The following is a 16,996-nucleotide window of genomic DNA, read 5'->3' on the forward strand; positions in this document are numbered from 1 at the left end:
CTGCGCCGCGCTCGCGGCGCCAGGAGTCCCCATGCTTGAAACCACTGATCTCACGGTCCGCTTCGGCGGGCACGTGGCGGTGAATGCTGTGTCCTGCGCGTTCGCGCCGGGCACGCTCACCGCCATCGTCGGCCCCAACGGCGCGGGCAAGACCACCTACTTCAACCTGATCTCGGGCCAGATCAAGGCCACGGCCGGGCGCGTCAAGCTCAACGGCGTGGACATCTCGGCCCAGGGGGCGCCGGCGCGGGCGCAGGCCGGGCTGGGTCGGGCCTTCCAGCTGACCAACCTGTTCCCGAACCTGACCGTGCGCGAGAACGTGCGGCTGGCGGTGCAGGCGAGGGCGGGCGCCGGCCTGAACCTCTGGAAGATCTGGAGCGACCGGCGCGACCTCGTGGTGCGGGCCGACGAGGTGCTGGAAGCGGTGGCGCTGGCCGACAAGGGCGACCAGCTCGCGGCCAGCCTGCCGCACGGCGACCAGCGCAAGCTCGAGGTGGGCATCCTGATGGCGCTGGAGCCGCAGGTCTTCATGTTCGACGAACCCACGGCCGGCATGAGCGTGGACGAGGTGCCTGTCATCCTGAACCTGATCCGCCAGCTCAAGGCCGACCGGACCAAGACCATCCTGCTGGTCGAACACAAGATGGACGTGGTGCGCGAACTCTCGGACCGCATCATCGTGCTGCACAACGGCGAACTGGTGGCCGATGGCGACCCGGCGACCGTGATCGCCTCGCCCGTGGTGCAGCAGGCCTACCTCGGCATCAACCCCGAAGAAAAAGAAGAGGCCGCGGCATGAGCGAAGCACTGCTGAAGCTTGAAGGCGTACACACCCACATCGGCGCGTACCACATCCTCCACGGCGTGGACCTGGTCGTGCCCAAGGGCGAGCTGACCATGCTGCTGGGCCGCAACGGCGCCGGCAAGACCACCACGCTGCGGACCATCATGGGCCTGTGGCACGCCAGTCAGGGTAGCGTCACGCTGGCCGGGCAGGACATCACTGCGCGCCAGACGCCCGAGATCGCGACCAGCGGCGTGGCCTACGTGCCCGAAAGCATGGGCATCTTTTCCGACCTGTCGGTGCGCGAGAACATGCTGCTTGCCGCGCGCGGGGCGCGCACGCTGGACGACATCGACACGCAGCGCCTCGAATGGATCTTCGGCCTGTTCCCGGCCATGAAGAAGTTCTGGAACCATCCGGCCGGCAAGCTCAGCGGCGGGCAGAAGCAGATGCTGGCCGTCTCGCGCGCCATCGTCGAGCCGCGCCAGCTGCTGCTGATCGACGAGCCCAGCAAGGGCCTGGCGCCCGCGATCATCCAGAACATGATCGAGGCTTTCCGCCAGCTCAAGGCGGCGCAGACCACGATCCTGCTGGTAGAGCAGAACTTCAACTTCGCCAAGCAGCTGGGCGACAGCGTGGCCGTCATGGACGACGGGCGCGTGGTGCACAGCGGGTCGATGGCCGAACTCGCCGCCGACGAAGCGCTGCAGGGCAAGCTGCTCGGCCTGAGCCTGGGAGCCCACCAATGAGCGCGCTCAAAGAACTCGACTGGAAGCCCATGGCCCTGGTGCCGGTGCTGGCCCTGGCCGCGTTGCCGGCGATCGGCAGCCCCGCGACCTGGCTCACGCTGACCGTGGCGGGTCTGGCGATGGGCATGATCGTCTTCATCATCGCCTCGGGCCTGACGCTGGTGTTCGGCCTGATGGATGTGCTGAACTTCGGCCACGGCGTGTTCATCGCGCTCGGCGCCTTCGTGGCGACCACGGTGCTGGGCAGCATGGGGGCCTACACGGCGGCCGACAGCCTCTGGATGAACCTGCTGGCGCTGCTGCCGGCGATGCTGGTCGCGATGGCGGTGGCGGGTGCGCTGGGCCTGGTGTTCGAGCGCTTCATCATCCGCCCGGTCTACGGCATGCACCTCAAGCAGATCCTGATCACCATGGGCGGCATGATCATCGGCGAGGAGATGATCAAGGTCATCTGGGGCCCGGAGCAGATTCCGCTGCCGCTGCCCGAGGGCCTGCGCGGCTCGCTGCTGATCGGCGACGCGGCGGTGGAGAAGTACCGCATCGTCGCGGTGCTGGTGGGCGCCGCCGTGTTCGCCGCCATGGTCTGGACGCTCAACCGCACCAAGGTCGGCCTGCTGATCCGCGCCGGTGTGCAGGACCGCGAGATGGTCGAGTCGCTGGGCTACCGCATCAAGCGCCTGTTCGTGGGCGTGTTCGTCGCCGGCAGCGCGCTGGCCGGTCTGGGCGGCGTCATGTGGGGCCTGTACCAGCAGAACGTGGTGCCGCAGATGGGCGCGCAGGTCAACGTGCTGATCTTCATCGTCATCATCATCGGCGGCCTCGGCTCCACGCTGGGCGCGCTGATCGGTGCGCTGCTGGTGGGCCTGATGGCCAACTACACCGGCTTCCTGGTGCCCAAGGTGGCGCTGTTCTCCAACATCGCGCTCATGGTCGCCATCCTGCTCTGGCGTCCGCAGGGTGTGTACCCCGTCACCAGTCGTTGAGGTGCCGCCCATGCTTGCACGACTCCTCTCCAAAGACCTGCCGCGCAGCCCCTGGCTGGCGGCGCTGCTGGTCGTCCTCTTCCTTGGCCTGGCGTTCGCGCCCTTTCTGTTCCCGGGCGTGAAGGCGCTCAACGTGGCGGCCAAGATCCTGATCTTCGTCGCGCTGGTCGCCAGCTTCGACCTGCTGCTGGGCTACACCGGCATCGTCAGTTTTGCGCACACCATGTTCTTCGGCATCGGCGCCTACGGTGTGGCGATTGCGCTCAGTTCGGTGGAAGAGGCCTCGTTCGGCACCATCGGGCTCGGCGTGGTGTGCGCGCTGCTCGTGTCCACGCTGCTGTCGTTGCTGATCGGCCTGTTCTCGCTGCGGGTGAGGGCGATCTTCTTCGCCATGATCACGCTGGCCGTGGCCTCGGCCTTCCTCACGCTGGCCTCGCAACTCTCGGACTTCACCGGCGGCGAGGACGGCCTGACCTTCAGCGTGCCCGAGCTGCTCTCGCCCGGTTTCGAGCTGAGCGAAGAACCGCTGACCCTGCCTTGGGGCGAGGTCAACCTCAACGGCAAGCTGCTCACCTACTACCTCATCTTCGCCAGCGTCTGCGCCATCTTCCTCACCCTGCTGCGCATCGTGAACTCGCCCTTCGGCCGCGTGCTGCAGGCCATCCGCGAGAACGACTTCCGCGCCGAGGCGCTGGGCTACCGCACCGTCGTCTACCGCACGCTCTCCAACGTGCTCTCGGCCCTGTTCGCCACGCTGGCCGGCTGCCTGCTGGCGCTCTGGCTGCGCTACAACGGGCCGGACACCTCGCTGTCCTTCGAGATCATGCTGGACATCCTGCTCATCGTCGTCATCGGCGGCATGGGCACGCTCTACGGCGCACTCATCGGCAGCGTGCTCTTCGTGCTGGCGCAGAGCTACCTGCAGGACCTGTTGCGGGCGGCCGGCGAGGCCACGGCCGGGATCCCGCTGCTGCCCGCGCTGCTCACACCCGACCGCTGGCTGCTCTGGCTGGGCCTGCTGTTCGTGCTCTCGGTCTACTACTTCCCCACCGGCATCGTCGGCAAGCTGCGCGAACGCGCCGTGCTCGCGCGGCTGAAAGGCATGAAATGAACGACCTCGCTGTTGTGCCCCAGTCGCGCTACCTGACTTGCGAGGGCCGCGAAATCCACTTCATGGACTGGGCGCGCGCGTCCGGCACCACCGACCACGGCACCGTCATCGCCTGGCACGGCCTGGCCCGCACCGGCCGCGACATGGACCCGCTGGCCGCGCACCTGAGCGCGCTGGGCTACCGCGTGATCTGCCCAGACACCATCGGCCGCGGCCTCTCGCAATGGAGCCCGGAGCCCAAGGCCGAGTACTGCCTGGCCTTCTACGCCAGGCTCGCGCGCGCGCTGGTCGACCAGCTGGCGTTGGACCAGTTTCACTGGGTCGGCACCTCCATGGGCGGCGCCATCGGCATAGTGGCCGCCGACGGCCTGCTGCGCGGGCGCATCCTGCGCCTGGTGCTCAACGACAACGGCCCCAAGCTGGCCGACGCCGCCATCGAACGCATCCGCAGCTACGCCGGCAACCCGGCCAGCTTTGCCACGGTGAGCGAGCTGGAGCAGTACTTCCGCACCGTCTACAAACCCTACGGCTGGCTCAGCGACGCGCAGTGGACGCTGCTGACCGAAAGCTCGGTGCGCCGCCTGCCCGACGGCCGCGTCACCCCGCACTACGACCCGGCCATGGTGATGCAGTTCACCGAACACCCGGGCGACTACGACCGCTGGCCCGAATACGACCGCATCGACATCCCGGTGCTCTGCTTGCGCGGCGCCGAGTCCGACCTGCTGCTGGCCGACACCGCGGAACAGATGCGCGACCGCGGACCGCGCGCGCTGGTGGTGACGATTGCCGGGTGTGGCCACGCGCCGGCGCTGAATGTGCCGGAGCAGTTGCTGCTGGTCAGCCGGTTTTTGGCGGGGCAGTGAGGTTCAGGACGTCAACGTGAATGGTCCTGACGTGAAGCTTGGCTGCCTGAACGAGACGCTCCCATTCAGTGGCGGGACGGCTTGAAACCCCGTTTTCCAAGAGCGTACTCTCGAACAGGTCTTCGAGTGCCCAAATTGCTCTCTGTTCGTCTTCGTTCAGGCTGTTCAGGAAATCCGTTCCAGCCAGCTTGTTGGAAAAGATGTCCCATGTCGCAATCAGATGCCCTACGGACATGTTCAGCTGAGCTTCTTTGGTGAGGTCCATGTTTGCCATGTCTGGGACTTGAAGCTGGAGGGGACTCACATGCCGGGTTGAGTCGTTTCATCGCGTTCGATCTGGCTTGCTGGACCTCTGCGGCGGGCCCACACGTAGGTGCCGATCTCAAATGCCCATGCGAGTAGCACGAGGGGGGCGACAAGCCCCAAGAGAGCAGGCCATGTCGGCGACACGAGAGACAAGCAGCCAACCAAAAAAAGACCAGATTGAACTGCGAGAGGGCCTCTGAGTGTTGTGGGCGATGTGCGCCGCAATCGCTGTCGATAGGTGGACATCGTCCGATAGAGCAGGTATAGGGCAGCGACGGCTAGGGCGAGTTCTATTGCCCAGTAGACAATCACGTCGGCTAGAGAACGATGAGCCTTATTCGTCCATTCCTCACGCAACTGCGTCATACCTGTGTCAGCGGGAAGAGGAGCAAGTCGGACGCTTAGAGCCCTGAGTTCGGGTGCATCCAGCGCTTGCGTTAGCTCCTGTGCACTCACTGGTGGCTCAGCGTAGTACCGATGAGTTAACGTTATTTCGTAGTCGCCGGACATCAGCTCCTTGGAAACGCGAGAAAGAAGTACCTCGGCCAACGCGGTAGGAACGGCCTCGACCACCGTTCGTCTTGCACACGCACCCGGTGCGGGAACATCACGAGCCCGGAACGCAACGCTGCATTGACCGCTCGCACACGTCGTGAAAAACCGATCATCGATCCCGACGCAGGAAAGGGCATGGGCAGATTCCGTTGCCACCAGCGTGCAACTTACGCAGGCAGCGACGAGGAATCTACGGAGAAGCAGACCGAACGTCATGGACAACTGGTTTGAACCACGCCTCAATCTTTCGCCCCCCGCGCCAACGCCCGCTCCCGGCTCGCCACCAACTGCATCGGATCGTCCGCCTGTTTCGTCGGCCAGCCCTGCAGATGCTTCTCTGACAAATCTGCCAGCGCGCGGATCCAGTCCGGGCTGTCGTTGAGGCAGTCGATGTATTCGAAGCGCTGGCCGCCCGCGTGTTTGAAGGCTTCCTGCGCTTCCATCCGGATTTCTTCCAGCGTTTCCAGGCAGTCGCTGGTGAAGCCGGGGCAGACCACGTCCACGCTCTTGAGGCCTTTCTGCGCCAGCGCGACCAGGGTCGGCTCGGTGTAGGGCTCCAGCCACTTGGCCTTGCCGAAGCGCGACTGGAAGGTGACGGTGTAGTCGTCCTTGGCGAGGCCCAGCTTCTCGGCCAGCATGCGCGCGGTCTTCAGGCACTCGCAGTGGTAGGGGTCGCCCAGGTGCAGGGTGCGTTCGGGCACGCCGTGGAAGCTCATCACCAGGTGGTCGCCCTGGCCGTGGTGCATCCAGTGCGCGCGGACCTTGCGGTGCAGCGCGTCGATGTAGCCCAGGTCGTCGTGGTAGCGGTTGACGAAGCGCAGTTCGGGGATGTGGCGGATCTTCTGGCTCCAGGTGGAGACGGCGTCGATCACGCTGGCGGTGGTGGTGCCGCTGTATTGCGGGTAGGCCGAGAGCACGAGCACGCGGGTCACGCCCTGGGCCTTGAGTTCGTCGAGCACGGAGGGGATGGACGGATTGCCGTAGCGCATGGCGTAGCGCACGGTGACCTGGTGGCCGCGTTCGCCGAGGTAGCCGCGCAGCAGCGTGGCCTGCTTCTCGGTCCAGACCTTCAGCGGCGAGCCTTCGGGCGTCCAGATGCTGGCGTACTTGGCGGCCGACTTCTTGGGCCGCACACGCAGGATGATGCCGTGCAGGATGAGCATCCACAGCGCGCGCGGAATCTCCACCACGCGGGGGTCGCCCAGAAACTCGGCGAGGTAGCGGCGCAGGGCCGGTGCCGTGGGTTCGTCGGGGGTGCCGAGGTTGCACAGCACGATGGCCGTGCGGGGCGCCTGGCCATGTTTGAAAGCGGGTTCGGTCTGGAAGGGCATGCGCTATTCTCCCGCAGCCATGAAGACCCCCGAGCGCCAGCACCACCACATATCTGACCGGGGTCTCGACCTCGGCCGCATCCGCGCCATCACGCTCGACCTGGACGACACGCTCTGGCCGATCTGGCCCACCATCGAACGCGCCGAGCGCGTGCTGCAGAACTGGCTGGAAGCGAACGCACCGGCCACGGGCGCCCTGTGCCGCGACCGCGCGGTGCTGCGCGAGGTGCGCGAACGGCTGAATGCCGAGCGGCCCGACCTGGCGCACGACATGACGGCGCTGCGGCGGGAGGCGATCCGCCGGGTGCTGAGGCGCGGTGGCGACGACCCTGAGCTGGCGGAGCCGGCCTTCGAGGTGTTTTTTGCCGAGCGCCAGCGCGTGGACCTGTTCGACGATGCGCTGCCGATGCTGGCCTTCCTGAGCGAACGTTTCCCGGTGGTGGCGCTGTCCAATGGCAACGCCGACGTGCACCGCGTGGGCATCGGGGCGCACTTCCGGGCCTCGGTGAGCGCGAAGGAGTTCGGCGTCGGCAAGCCCGACCCGCGCATCTTTCACGCCGCCGCCGAGGCCGCAGGCGTGGCGCCGCACGAGGTGCTGCACATCGGCGACGACGCGCACCTGGACGGTGTGGGTGCGCTCAACGCCGGCATGCAGCTGGCCTGGGTGAACCGCGCCGGCCACGCTTGGGAACACGCGCCGCTGGTGCCGCACCTCACGGTGGGCGACCTGCACGCGCTGTGCCGCGCGCTGGGGAGCTGACCATGGCGGTGAGCATCCACGGCATTGCGGCCTCGCGCGCGCTGCGGCCGCTGTGGGCGGCGACCGAGCTGGGCCTCGATTTCAAACACGTGCCTGTGCCCTACCAGGGCGGCGCGACGCGTACGCCGGCGTTCTTGGCGCTCAACCCCAACGGCCACATCCCGGTGGTGGTGGACACGCGGCCGGAGGGTGAGGTGGTGGTGTGGGAGAGCATGGCCTGTGCGCTTTACATCGCGCGCCACCACGGCGCCGCAGACGGGGCGTCGATCACACCGGCCACGCCGCGCGAGGACGCCGAGGCGCTGCGCTGGAGTTTCTGGGTGATGGGCGAGTGCGAGGCCGATGCGCTGAGCGTGCTGATGCACCGTGTGGTGATGACTCCGGACCGGCGCAAACCCGAGCTGGCCGACGCTGCCGAGCGCCGGCTTGCGGTGCCGCTGCGGGTGCTGGAGCAGCACCTGGCTCGGCAGCATGAACGGGGCGAGGCGCACCTGGCCGCCGCGCGTTTCACCGTGGCCGACCTGTGCGTGGCCAGCGTGCTGCAGTGGCTGCGGCCGGCGCGGGAGCTGATGGCGGGTTATCCGCTGACGAGCGCCTGGCTGAAGGCCTGCGTGCGCCGGCCGGCGTTCGCGGTGGCCCAGGCGCTGGACCGTTGAATCGTCGGGTTCGCGCTCACTGCGCGCAGGCCAGCCGCGCGGCGGCCAGGCCGCTGCGCACCGCGCCTTCGAGCGTGGCCGGGTAGGGGCCGTCGACGTAGTCGCCCGCCGCCCAGAGGCCGGGCGCGATGGCGCTGGCTGGGCGCTGCAGCGCGGGCGTGCAGGCGAAGGTGGCGCGTTTTTCCACCACGGTCTGAATGGCTTGCAGGTTTGACAGCCCCAGTTGCCCGGCCGCCTGGGCCAGCACACGCTGCTGCAGTTCGTCGCGCTCGCCTTCGCTGGCACTGATCACGAAGGCCAGCACGCCTTGCATCGACGCGTCGTCGGGGCGCAGCTGGCCGCGGTCGAACACGAACTGCGCGGGTGCGGCCGGGCTGCAGCGCAGCGCGACCATGGGGGCGCTCAGGTGCGCGCCCGGTGCCCAGGCGTAGACCGTGGTGATGGCGGTGAAGTCGAGCCGGCGCGTGGTGGCGGCCCAGTCGCGCCGCTGGGCGTCGTGCGCGCCGACGCCGCTGCTGTCGCCGATGGCGGACGCCGCCGGGCTGGCGGCAGTGGCCCAGATGACGCGGTCGAACGTGTCCGTCCAGCCGTCGCCCGCGAGCGTCCAGCCCGATGCGGTCTCCTGCAGGGCCGTGACCCGGGTGCCGAGCCGCATCCGCTCGCCGAGGTGGCGGCAGGCGGCGTCGGGCAGCAGTGCGCCGAGGTCGTCGCGCGGCAGCAGCAGGGCCGAGGCCGACCAGCGCCCGAAGCCCTGGCCGAACAGCGCGTCGCGCATCACCGTCAGAAACACCTGTCCGCTGGCCTGCGCCGCGGGCAGGTTGAGCGCCGAGACGCAGAGCGGTTCGATCAGCTCGTCCATCACGCGCGCGGGCAGGGTGCTGCAAAGTTCGCCCACGGTGAGCGAGGGTGCGCAGGCAAAGCCCGAACCCTGCCACGCCAGCGAGGCCCGCACCAGCGCCAGACGTTCGCCCCAGCGCCAGCCGCGCGCGGTCAGGATCGCGGCCACCGCGTCCAGCGGCGCGGGCCAGCGCGCGGCCCAGGCGGGCGTCTGCAGGCCGCTGCCATCGGGGTAGGGCAGGGACAGCGGAGTACCGAGCAGGGCCTGTTCCGGGTCGACGCCCAGGCGGTGCATCAGGCCCAGGGTTTCGCGGTAGGCACCGATCAAGATGTGTTGTCCGTTGTCCAGCCGCAGCGGCACGCCGTCGGGTCGCGTGGCGGGCAGGGCGCGGGCGCGACCGCCGGGGGTGCGGGTGGCTTCGAAGAGGGTGACGTCGGCCCCCAAAGCGAGCGCTTCGACGGCGGCAGCAAGGCCTGCCCAGCCGGCACCGACGATGCCGATCTTCACAGGCGCCCCAGCGCCTGGACTTTCCACGCCAGCCAGAACTTGCGCAGCGGGGTCAGGCTCACGCGCTGGGTCAGCACCAACAGCGGGTCGGCGGCGATCTCCTGCAGCAGGGTGCGGTAGATGCTGGCCATCATCAGTCCCGGTTTCTGGGCTCGGCGGTCGGTTTCGGGCAACAGGCCCAGGGCCTCGTCGTAGGTCTTGAGCGCGCGCTCGCACTGGAAGCGCATCAGCTCGCGGAAGCGCCGATGGAAGTCGGCGGTGTCCATGCCCGGGGCGGCGCCGCGCTTGATCAGCTCGTGTGCCTTCACGTCGAAGCGCTGCAGCTCGTTGACCGGCAGGTAGATGCGGCCGCGTGCGGCGTCCTCGCCCACGTCGCGCACGATGTTGGTCAGCTGGAAGGCCAGGCCGAGCTTGTGCGCGTAGTCGGTGGTGCGCGGATCGGTCTGGCCGAAGATGCGCGCAGCCACCTCGCCCACGATGCCGGCCACCAGGTGGCAGTACTGCTGCAGGTTGGCGAAGTCGAGGTAGCGGCTCTGGTCCAGGTCCATCTGGCAGCCGTCGATCACGGCCAGCAGGTGGCGCGCCTCGATGCCGAAGGTGGCGGTGTGCGGCATCAGCGCCTGCAGGGCGGGGTGGTCGGCCCGGCCACCGAAGGACTGGGCGACCTGCTGGCGCCACCAGGCCAGCTTGGCCTGGGCCACGCCCAGGTCGCTGACCTCGTCGACCACGTCGTCGACCTCGCGGCAGAAGGCGTAGAAGGCCGTGATGGCGGCACGGCGCTCGGGCGGCAGGAACAGGAAGGCGTAATAGAAGCTGCTACCGGAGGCGGCGGCCTTCTGCTGGGCGTAGTCTTGCGGGTTCATGGGCATGGTGTGGGCGCCAAGTGTACGCAGGCGCTCTGCTCCTGTTTAAAGATGTGGCGGCAAGACCCGATACAGGGAGGCATGTGGTCCGTACACCTGTTTCTCCCCGTTCTCCGCCAACTCGTTTCCCGATGGAGTCTGCTGCTCGCTTGGTGCATTGTCAGTTTTGCCAGCGCGGCGACGCCAGTCGAGCAGCCGCGCGGTGTGGACACCTCGCACCACAACATGGCGGTCGACTGGACCGCTTTGCGCGCGAGCGGCTTGCACTTTGTCTTCATCAAGGCGACGGACGGGATGGACTACCTCGACCCCGCTTTTGCCGACAGCTTCAAAGCCGCGAAGCAGGCTGGCCTGCTGCGTGGCGGCTACCACTTCTACGAAACCAACGACGATGGCGCTGCGCAGGCGGCGTGGTTCATCCGGAACGTCGATCTGCTACCAGGTGACCTGCCCCCGGTGGTGGACATTGAGCGCATCAAGGGACCAGTCGAGGGCGACCTGCACACCCAGTTCGCTGCCTTCCTGGCCGCGCTGGAGGCGCACTATGGCCGGCCAGCCATCATCTACACCGGCCCCAACTTCTGGAACCACGCGATGCGCCAACATTTCCCGGGGCGTCCGCTGTGGGTCGCCCAGTACGGAGTGTCCGCGCCGACGGTGCCCGAAGGGTGGTCCACCTGGACCTTGTGGCAGTACACCGAAACCTTGCAAACCCCGGGTGCCCAGGCGCCGATTGACGGCAATGTGTTCAATGGCGATGCCGCGAGCCTGCGTTCCTTGCTGTTGCCGGCTGTTGCCAGGTGAGCTGGCGCTTTAAGTGCTTCTTCAGTCTTCGTGTCTACGCTGCGAAAGCGATTTCGCACACAACCCCACGAGGTATCCATGAAGAACTCCAATCGTCGCGTGTTCATGATGCAGGTGGCCGCCGGTTCGGCCCTGCTGTCCACCGTCGCGGCACAGGCACAGACCTTGCCCATGGTCAACGAGAAGGACGCCCAGCCCATGGCCCTGGGCTACGTTGCCGACACCAACAAGGCCGACGGCAAGAAGTTCCCCAAGCACGCCGCCACGCAAAAGTGCGGCAACTGCACGCTCTACACCGGCAAGCCCGACGCGCCCTCGGGCCCCTGCGGCATCTTCCCGGGCAAGGCGGTCGCTTCCGGCGGCTGGTGCAGCGCTTACACCAAGAAGGCCTGACGGCTCGCGCGCTGGCGTTGCCAGCGCTGTCGCAGGTAGGCCAGGTGTGCAGCGCCCGATGCGGCCAGGCACCCTGCGCCCCAGATCCAGGCCAGGTCCAGCAGCGCACAGCGCAGGGCCGCCATCAGGCACAGCCCGGACACCAGGTTCCATTGAAAAGACCGCGGCGTCAGCCCGCGGCCTGTGAGGCGGTGGTAGATCACCAGCCCCAGCCACTCCACCAGGGTGATGACAATGGCGGCGTCGACCAGCCAGGCGCTGCGCCAGAGCGAATCCAAGGTCAGCCTCCAGCCGACCGGCCCTGTGTGCAAGCGGGCCTCATACCCGCGCCAGGCCCAGCAGGTGGCCCACGTCCTTGAGGAAGATGCGCACGTGCGCCATGGGCTTCTTGCGCACCAGCCGCTTGTTCATGTACGACTCGAAGGTCAGCTGCTGCACATCGCGGTCCTCGCAGATCTTCACGAAGCGCTCGCGCCGCCGTTCGCTGCTGTACCAGAACCACTGCATCACGCCCAGCACGCGGAACACCGTGCCGTGCAGCTTCATGAACTTCTTGCGCGCCAGCCGCAGCGCGGCGGGGTTGCCGCTGACGAGCATCGCCTGGGCCGCCTCTGCCGCCAGCTGGCCGCCCACCATGGCGTAGTAGATGCCTTCGCCCGAGGCCGGCGCCACCACGCCCGCGGCGTCGCCGGCCAGCACAACGTCGCGGCCGTTGTCCCAGCGCGGCAGCGGCTTCATGGGGATGGGCGCGCCCTCGCGGCGCAGCGTCTCGGCGCCGGCCAGGCCGCAGACCTCGCGCATGCGCTGCACGGAACTGCGCAGCGAGAAGCCTTTGTCGGCGCTGCCGGTGCCGATGCTCAGCGTGTCGCCGTGGGGGAACACCCAGCCGTAGAAGTCGGGTGAGAAGCGGCCTTGGTAGTAGACGTCGCAGCGGCTGTCGTCGTAGTCGGCCGGTCGCTGCGCGGGCGGCGGTGCTTTGAGGATCTCGTGGTAGGCGAACACATACCGCGTGCGTTCCGCGCCAGGTACGCCGCCCTGGCGGGCCACTTCGGAGCGCGCACCATCGGCGCCGACGACGCAGCGGGCGCGCACCCGCCGGGGCAGGCCTTCGTCCTGCGCGTGGCGTTCGCGCACCGTGTAGTGCACCTCTGCCAGACCATCTGCGTTCAGGCCCAGCGAAACGAATTTGCCGATGCGCCGCACCGCGCCCGCGGCCTGCGCCCGCACGCGCAGCCACTCGTCGAAGCGGTCGCGGTCGACCATGCCGACGAAGCCGTTGTCGATGGGGATGTCCACGCGGTGGCTGGACGGCGCGACCATGCGCGCGCACCGGGCCTTGGCGACCAGCAGCTCGTCGGGGATCTGGAAGTCCTGGATCAGGCGCGGCGGGATCGCGCCGCCGCAGGGCTTGACCCGCCCGGCTCTGTCGAGCAGCAGCACCCTGCGGCCCCGGCGCGCCAGTTCGTGGGCGGCTGTGGCGCCGGCGGGGCCGCCACCGACCACCACCACGTCAAAGATCTCGTCGTTCATGTGTGTACCGGAATCCCTTCGCCCTGCGGGCTGCGGTGCGAGCTTGCTTGGGAGCGGCCCGGCGCTGCGCTCAACCGAGTGGGTGCTCCGATGGCGGCGCCATCGGCACGGGTGGACGGGACCGCCGCCGGTTGGGGTGGGGGTGCGGAAATGCGCCAGGCCAGCAGGGCCGAGGCGATGAAGGTCAGCGCTTCGAGCGCGAACACGAAGGCGTAGGCCGTGCCGGGAGAGGCAATCAGGTGGTGGGCGATGTCGCTGGCGCCGGTACCGACCAGGCCGCCGAGCCCGAACGCGATGGCCTGGGCTGCGCCCCACAGGCCCATGCGCACGCCTTCGCGCGAGCCGTGGCCCTCATTGGCCAGCCGCATCATCGAGCCGATGGCGCCGATGGAAAAAGCCCCATTGGCCGCGCCCAGTGCGAACACCGTGGCCTTGAGCGCGTCGCCATTGCCGCTGACGCCCGCGACCACCAGGCCCAGCAGGGCGAGCGCCGAGGCGACGCAGCCGCCGATGGTCCAGCCTCGCAGGGAGCCGAGCCAGCGCAGCGCGGCGAACCGCGCCGCCAGCGCGCCCGAGAACGCCACCAGCAGCATGCCGCCGAGCACGCCGCCGTGCTGCACGCCCGAGAGCTGGGTCGAGGCGCCGGGGCTGTAGCCGAACACGGTGCCGGCGAACGGTTCGAGGATCAGGTCCTGCGCGCTGTAGGCGAGCATGGAGACGAACACGAAGACGGTAAAGCGGCGTGCCACGGGCTCCTGCCAGACCTCGGCCAGGGCCAGCCGGAAGGCGGGTTTGGCGGGCTCATCCTGTGTGACAACAGGTGTGCCGGCCGGGTGACCTTCCAGCCCGCGCAGGGCCAGCAGCGTCAGCCCGAACGCCAGCAGCGAGACCGTCGAGGTCACGAGCAGCAGCCGCTCGGGCGAATAGGGGTCGAGGAAGTTGCCCGCCAGTCCGGCCGTGATGGCGAAGCCCGCGATCATCATCATCCAGACCAGGGTGGCGGCACCGCCCCGGCGCGCATCGGGCACGCGCTTGGCCAGCATCACCAGCAGCGAGGTGCCGCTGGCGCTCACGCCCAGCCCGACCAGAGCGAAGCCCAGCACCGCCAGCGCGATGCCCGCAGGCCGGTTGGTCGCCATCCAGACCGTGGCCAGCGCAGCCACCACGCCGCCCGCGCCCAGCACCGCCATGCCGCCGACGATCCAGGGCGTGCGCCGCCCGCCGACGTCCGAGCCATGGCCCATGCGGGGCCGGGCCATCTGCACCAGGTAGTGCAGGGCGACGAGAACGCCGGGCAGCAGGGCGGGCAGCGCGAGTTCGACCACCATCACGCGGTTGAGCGTGGATGTTGTCAGCACCACGATGGCGCCGAGTGCCGCCTGCACCAGACCCAGTCGGGCCACGCTGCCCCATCCGAACGGTTTCATGCCATTCCCCTCAAGGCGAAGGCGCTGACCATCATGCCGGCCACGAACAGCGGCACGCCAAAACCGCTGTACCAGAGCGCCCGCGCCGACGGGGCGGCCAGGAAGCGGCGCATCAGCACACCCTGCGCCAGCAGCAGGGCTGCCACGCCCGCCGCGTGGGCCGGCTGGTCCCAGTGCAGCAGCAGGCCGATCACCACCACCTGCGGCAGCACCATGAACCAGCAGGCCACGCGCGCGGCCCGGTCCACGCCCAGCTGCACCGGCAGCGAACGCACGCCCATCTGGCGGTCGCCCGCGACGGCCTTGAAGTCGTTGAGGGTCATGATCCCGTGGGTGCCTGCGCTGTAGAGGGCGGCCAGCGCCAGCGATTCGCCGCCAGGCATGGCGCCGCCGGCCATGACCGCCGCGCCGGTGACCCAGGCGATGCCTTCGTAGCTGATGCCGCAGGCGGCGTTGCCCCACCAGCCGTTCTCTTTCAGGCGCACCGGCGGTGCGCTGTAGGCCCAGGCCAGCAGCAGGCCCAGCGCAGCAGCGCCGAACCCCCAGGGGCCGAGCGCCAGCGCCACGAGCAGGGACACACCGGTCCAGGCGATGGCGAGGTAAAGGCCCCACTGGCCCGGCATGCGCCCCGAGGGGATGGGGCGCTGGGGTTCGTTGATGGCGTCGACGTGGCGGTCAAACCAGTCGTTGACGGCCTGGCTGGTGGCGCAGACCAGCGGACCGGCCAGGGCGATGCCGATGATCGCCAGCCACCAGCGTTCCTGCAGCGACACCCCCGAAGCCACCACCCCGCACGCAAAGGCCCACATGGGCGGGAACCAGGTGATGGGTTTGAACAGCTCGGTGACGGCCGACAGGGCGGGGCGTTCCATCCGATGGGTTGTACGCTTTACACTTTGTAATGTCAATAAAAATAGACACAAGCTGCCCGTTGTCCATGCCGGTCCCGTTCCATCGATCCCAGGGTGGTTTGCCAGCCGCCAAAAAAATCGAGCCCACCAGGGGCTCGATCGTTCGCATGCAGGGGCGGCGGGCGGGCTCAGTGCACGTCGTCGCTGGAGCCTTCGATGATGCCGAAGCGGCGCAGCTTGATGTAGAGGCTCTGGCGCGAGAGCCCCAGCATCTCGGCCGCCGACGCGCGGTTGTCGCCCGTGAGTTCCAGCGCCGCCTCGATGCACAGCTGCTCGATCAGGTCGGTGGTTTCGCGCACGATGTCCTTGAGCGGCAGCCGGCCCACCAGCTCGGTCATCTGGCTCGCCGAGCGCGGCAGTTCCTTGGTGGCGCGCAGGTCGGTGCTCAGCCGCCGGCCCATGTCGCGAATGGTGAAGCCCAGGCAAGGGTGGGCGCCGCCCATCACCGACACGGCCGACACCTCCACCTCGGAGTGGGAGCCGTACTCGCCGCGCAGCTGTGTGGCAAACAGCCGCACCGTGCCGTGCTGGCGCAGGTTGGACAGCAGCACGCGGAAATCGACGCCAGTGCGGCCCAGCCACCGGTCGAGCAATTCGCCGCGCGCCTGCTCTTCGGTGCTGAGCTGGCCCAGGTCCAGGAACGCGCGGTTCACGCTGAGGATGCGGCCGTCGGTGTCGGTGACGACCAGCGCGTCCGGTGCCGACTCCATCACGTGCATCAGCTGCTGGCGCGCGGCGGGCATGTTGAGTTCCGCCGCTTCAGGTCGCGTCACGCGAACCAGGAAAAACAGGCGGTTGTCCTGGCGGAACTGCGTGGCCGCGAGGAACATCAGTTCGCCGCTGCCCACCAGGCGCACCTGGCAGGGCTCGGACCGGCCGGTCGCACGCAGCCGCTCCATCATGGTCTGCACGTCCTGCAGGCTGTCGGGGTGCAGACTGTCGGCGAGCGACCAGCCGTGCTGGCGCGCCCCATCGCCCAGCAACTCATAGGCCGCGGGGTTGGCCTCTTCCAGTTTGTCGAGGCCGCCCTCGAAGATCAGCACGGGCTCGGAGGCCATCTGGAACAGCAGGCGGTATCGGGTTTCGATCTGCCGCAGGCGCCAGTAGTCGCGCTCCATGGTCTGCTGGGCGGTCACCAGCCGCTGCTGCAACACCACCTGCGGCCGCAGGTCGCGACCGAAGGCGACGCTGCTGATGCCACGGTCGCTGCGGATGGGGGCCACCGAGTAGGCAATCGGCAGGTCAGCGCCGTCGGTGAGCAACTGGTTCACCTGGCGCCAGCGCACGCCGTCGTTGGTCAGTGCACCCTGGGTCTTGAGCAAGGCCTCGATCTTGGGCTGGCTTTCGATGGTGACGGTCTGTGCCCACGATTTGCCCAGCCACTGCTGACAGCCGCTTTCGAGCATGTCCTCGCTGCCCAGGGCCATGTCGCGGATGATGCCGTCGTGGTCGAGGATCAGCACCACGTCCGCGGCAGCGGTGATCAGGTCGGCAACGGCATCCCCGCTCATGTCGGCCAGTAGCGGGGCGGGGTTCAGGAACTGCCCCTTCACCATCGCTGGAATGCCCTGGGTCATCTGTACCTTCCGGTGATTGAACGCGAGTGCGTCTTGTTGTTTGCC

18 protein-coding genes are annotated in these 16,996 nt (G+C 68.4%); 9 read left to right on the top strand and 9 right to left on the bottom strand.

What is annotated here, in order from left to right; translation table 11 throughout:
• The first annotated feature begins 31 nt into the window (after positions 1-31).
• From ACFOPI_RS19115 to ACFOPI_RS19135, 5 genes are read left to right on the top strand one after another with little or no spacing between them, the layout of a single operon-like run.
• Positions 32-799, top strand: a complete 768-nt coding sequence (locus ACFOPI_RS19115) for an ABC transporter ATP-binding protein (protein ID WP_382177425.1) — start codon at positions 32-34, stop codon at positions 797-799.
• Positions 796-1,533 carry an ABC transporter ATP-binding protein gene (locus tag ACFOPI_RS19120; protein WP_382177428.1) on the top strand — a complete coding sequence of 246 codons (738 nt, stop codon included), beginning with the start codon at positions 796-798 and terminating at the stop codon, positions 1,531-1,533. Before ACFOPI_RS19115 ends, ACFOPI_RS19120 begins: the two co-directional genes overlap by 4 nt.
• Positions 1,530-2,516 (top strand): branched-chain amino acid ABC transporter permease, encoded by a 987-nt coding sequence (locus ACFOPI_RS19125; RefSeq protein ID WP_382177431.1) that lies wholly within the window; start codon positions 1,530-1,532, stop codon positions 2,514-2,516. Before ACFOPI_RS19120 ends, ACFOPI_RS19125 begins: the two co-directional genes overlap by 4 nt.
• A 10-nt stretch (positions 2,517-2,526) precedes the next feature.
• Positions 2,527-3,627 carry a branched-chain amino acid ABC transporter permease gene (locus ACFOPI_RS19130; protein ID WP_382177433.1) on the top strand — a complete coding sequence of 367 codons (1,101 nt, stop codon included), beginning with the start codon at positions 2,527-2,529 and terminating at the stop codon, positions 3,625-3,627.
• Positions 3,624-4,493, top strand: a complete 870-nt coding sequence (locus tag ACFOPI_RS19135) for an alpha/beta fold hydrolase (RefSeq protein WP_382177436.1) — start codon at positions 3,624-3,626, stop codon at positions 4,491-4,493. Before ACFOPI_RS19130 ends, ACFOPI_RS19135 begins: the two co-directional genes overlap by 4 nt.
• Here the strand turns inward: ACFOPI_RS19135 and ACFOPI_RS19140 are convergent.
• Positions 4,468-4,758: a hypothetical protein gene (locus ACFOPI_RS19140; RefSeq protein ID WP_382177438.1), complete on the bottom strand. Its 291-nt coding sequence runs from the start codon at positions 4,756-4,758 to the stop codon at positions 4,468-4,470. The genes ACFOPI_RS19135 and ACFOPI_RS19140 overlap by 26 nt on opposite strands.
• 835 nt (positions 4,759-5,593) lie before the next feature.
• Entirely contained in the window at positions 5,594-6,685 is a 1,092-nt protein-coding gene (gene hemH / locus ACFOPI_RS19145) for a ferrochelatase (RefSeq protein WP_382177441.1), read from the bottom strand.
• 19 nt (positions 6,686-6,704) lie between these two features.
• On the opposite strand from hemH, the gene ACFOPI_RS19150 reads away from it, so the two are divergent.
• Positions 6,705-7,445, top strand: coding sequence for an HAD family hydrolase (locus ACFOPI_RS19150; RefSeq protein WP_382178751.1), 741 nt, complete (start codon positions 6,705-6,707; stop codon positions 7,443-7,445).
• Between the two features lie 2 nt (positions 7,446-7,447).
• Complete coding sequence (locus ACFOPI_RS19155) at positions 7,448-8,101, top strand: glutathione S-transferase family protein (protein WP_382177444.1); 654 nt, start codon at positions 7,448-7,450, stop codon at positions 8,099-8,101.
• 16 nt (positions 8,102-8,117) lie between these two features.
• On the opposite strand, the gene hpnE is transcribed toward ACFOPI_RS19155, so the two are convergent.
• Together hpnE and hpnD are read right to left on the bottom strand one after the other, a co-directional pair.
• Positions 8,118-9,446 (bottom strand): hydroxysqualene dehydroxylase HpnE, encoded by a 1,329-nt coding sequence (gene hpnE, locus ACFOPI_RS19160; protein ID WP_382177446.1) that lies wholly within the window; start codon positions 9,444-9,446, stop codon positions 8,118-8,120.
• Positions 9,443-10,309, bottom strand: a complete 867-nt coding sequence (gene hpnD / locus ACFOPI_RS19165; protein ID WP_382177449.1) for a presqualene diphosphate synthase HpnD — start codon at positions 10,307-10,309, stop codon at positions 9,443-9,445. Before hpnD ends, hpnE begins: the two co-directional genes overlap by 4 nt.
• Positions 10,310-10,513: 204 nt before the next feature.
• On the opposite strand from hpnD, the gene ACFOPI_RS19170 reads away from it, so the two are divergent.
• Positions 10,514-11,113, top strand: coding sequence for a glycoside hydrolase family 25 protein (locus ACFOPI_RS19170; RefSeq protein WP_382177452.1), 600 nt, complete (start codon positions 10,514-10,516; stop codon positions 11,111-11,113).
• Positions 11,114-11,191: 78 nt separating this feature from the next.
• On the top strand, positions 11,192-11,506 hold the full coding sequence (locus ACFOPI_RS19175) for a high-potential iron-sulfur protein (RefSeq protein ID WP_382177455.1): 315 nt from the start codon (positions 11,192-11,194) through the stop codon (positions 11,504-11,506).
• On the opposite strand, the gene ACFOPI_RS19180 is transcribed toward ACFOPI_RS19175, so the two are convergent.
• The 5 genes from ACFOPI_RS19180 to ppsR form a co-directional block, all read right to left on the bottom strand.
• Positions 11,488-11,784 carry a hypothetical protein gene (locus ACFOPI_RS19180; protein WP_382177458.1) on the bottom strand — a complete coding sequence of 99 codons (297 nt, stop codon included), beginning with the start codon at positions 11,782-11,784 and terminating at the stop codon, positions 11,488-11,490. The genes ACFOPI_RS19175 and ACFOPI_RS19180 overlap by 19 nt on opposite strands.
• A gap of 40 nt (positions 11,785-11,824) precedes the next feature.
• Complete coding sequence (locus ACFOPI_RS19185) at positions 11,825-13,036, bottom strand: geranylgeranyl diphosphate reductase (protein WP_382177461.1); 1,212 nt, start codon at positions 13,034-13,036, stop codon at positions 11,825-11,827.
• The gene (locus ACFOPI_RS19190; protein WP_382177464.1) at positions 13,033-14,463 is read right to left on the bottom strand and encodes a BCD family MFS transporter; all 1,431 of its coding nucleotides are present in this window, start codon (positions 14,461-14,463) and stop codon (positions 13,033-13,035) included. The genes ACFOPI_RS19185 and ACFOPI_RS19190 overlap by 4 nt, the downstream gene beginning before the upstream one ends.
• A complete protein-coding gene (chlG, locus tag ACFOPI_RS19195; protein ID WP_382177467.1) occupies positions 14,460-15,386 on the bottom strand; it encodes a chlorophyll synthase ChlG in 927 nt (308 codons plus the stop codon). The genes ACFOPI_RS19190 and chlG overlap by 4 nt, the downstream gene beginning before the upstream one ends.
• Positions 15,387-15,502: 116 nt before the next feature.
• Positions 15,503-16,951: a transcriptional regulator PpsR gene (gene ppsR, locus ACFOPI_RS19200; RefSeq protein ID WP_382177470.1), complete on the bottom strand. Its 1,449-nt coding sequence runs from the start codon at positions 16,949-16,951 to the stop codon at positions 15,503-15,505.
• Positions 16,952-16,996 lie beyond the last annotated feature (45 nt).

This window comes from Hydrogenophaga luteola (genome assembly GCF_042648585.1).
GTDB lineage: Bacteria > Pseudomonadota > Gammaproteobacteria > Burkholderiales > Burkholderiaceae_C > Hydrogenophaga > Hydrogenophaga luteola.

Coding starts and splice junctions, on each gene's coding strand:
- ACFOPI_RS19130 (WP_382177433.1), top strand. CDS start 2,527: ATGCTTGCACGACTCCTCTCCAAAGACCTGCCGCGCAGCCCCTGGCTG.
- hemH (WP_382177441.1), bottom strand. CDS start 6,685: ATGCCCTTCCAGACCGAACCCGCTTTCAAACATGGCCAGGCGCCCCGC.
- ACFOPI_RS19115 (WP_382177425.1), top strand. CDS start 32: ATGCTTGAAACCACTGATCTCACGGTCCGCTTCGGCGGGCACGTGGCG.
- ACFOPI_RS19150 (WP_382178751.1), top strand. CDS start 6,705: ATGAAGACCCCCGAGCGCCAGCACCACCACATATCTGACCGGGGTCTC.
- hpnD (WP_382177449.1), bottom strand. CDS start 10,309: ATGAACCCGCAAGACTACGCCCAGCAGAAGGCCGCCGCCTCCGGTAGC.
- ACFOPI_RS19175 (WP_382177455.1), top strand. CDS start 11,192: ATGAAGAACTCCAATCGTCGCGTGTTCATGATGCAGGTGGCCGCCGGT.
- ACFOPI_RS19120 (WP_382177428.1), top strand. CDS start 796: ATGAGCGAAGCACTGCTGAAGCTTGAAGGCGTACACACCCACATCGGC.
- ACFOPI_RS19190 (WP_382177464.1), bottom strand. CDS start 14,463: ATGAAACCGTTCGGATGGGGCAGCGTGGCCCGACTGGGTCTGGTGCAG.
- ppsR (WP_382177470.1), bottom strand. CDS start 16,951: ATGACCCAGGGCATTCCAGCGATGGTGAAGGGGCAGTTCCTGAACCCC.
- ACFOPI_RS19185 (WP_382177461.1), bottom strand. CDS start 13,036: ATGAACGACGAGATCTTTGACGTGGTGGTGGTCGGTGGCGGCCCCGCC.
- ACFOPI_RS19140 (WP_382177438.1), bottom strand. CDS start 4,758: ATGGACCTCACCAAAGAAGCTCAGCTGAACATGTCCGTAGGGCATCTG.
- ACFOPI_RS19125 (WP_382177431.1), top strand. CDS start 1,530: ATGAGCGCGCTCAAAGAACTCGACTGGAAGCCCATGGCCCTGGTGCCG.
- ACFOPI_RS19155 (WP_382177444.1), top strand. CDS start 7,448: ATGGCGGTGAGCATCCACGGCATTGCGGCCTCGCGCGCGCTGCGGCCG.
- ACFOPI_RS19135 (WP_382177436.1), top strand. CDS start 3,624: ATGAACGACCTCGCTGTTGTGCCCCAGTCGCGCTACCTGACTTGCGAG.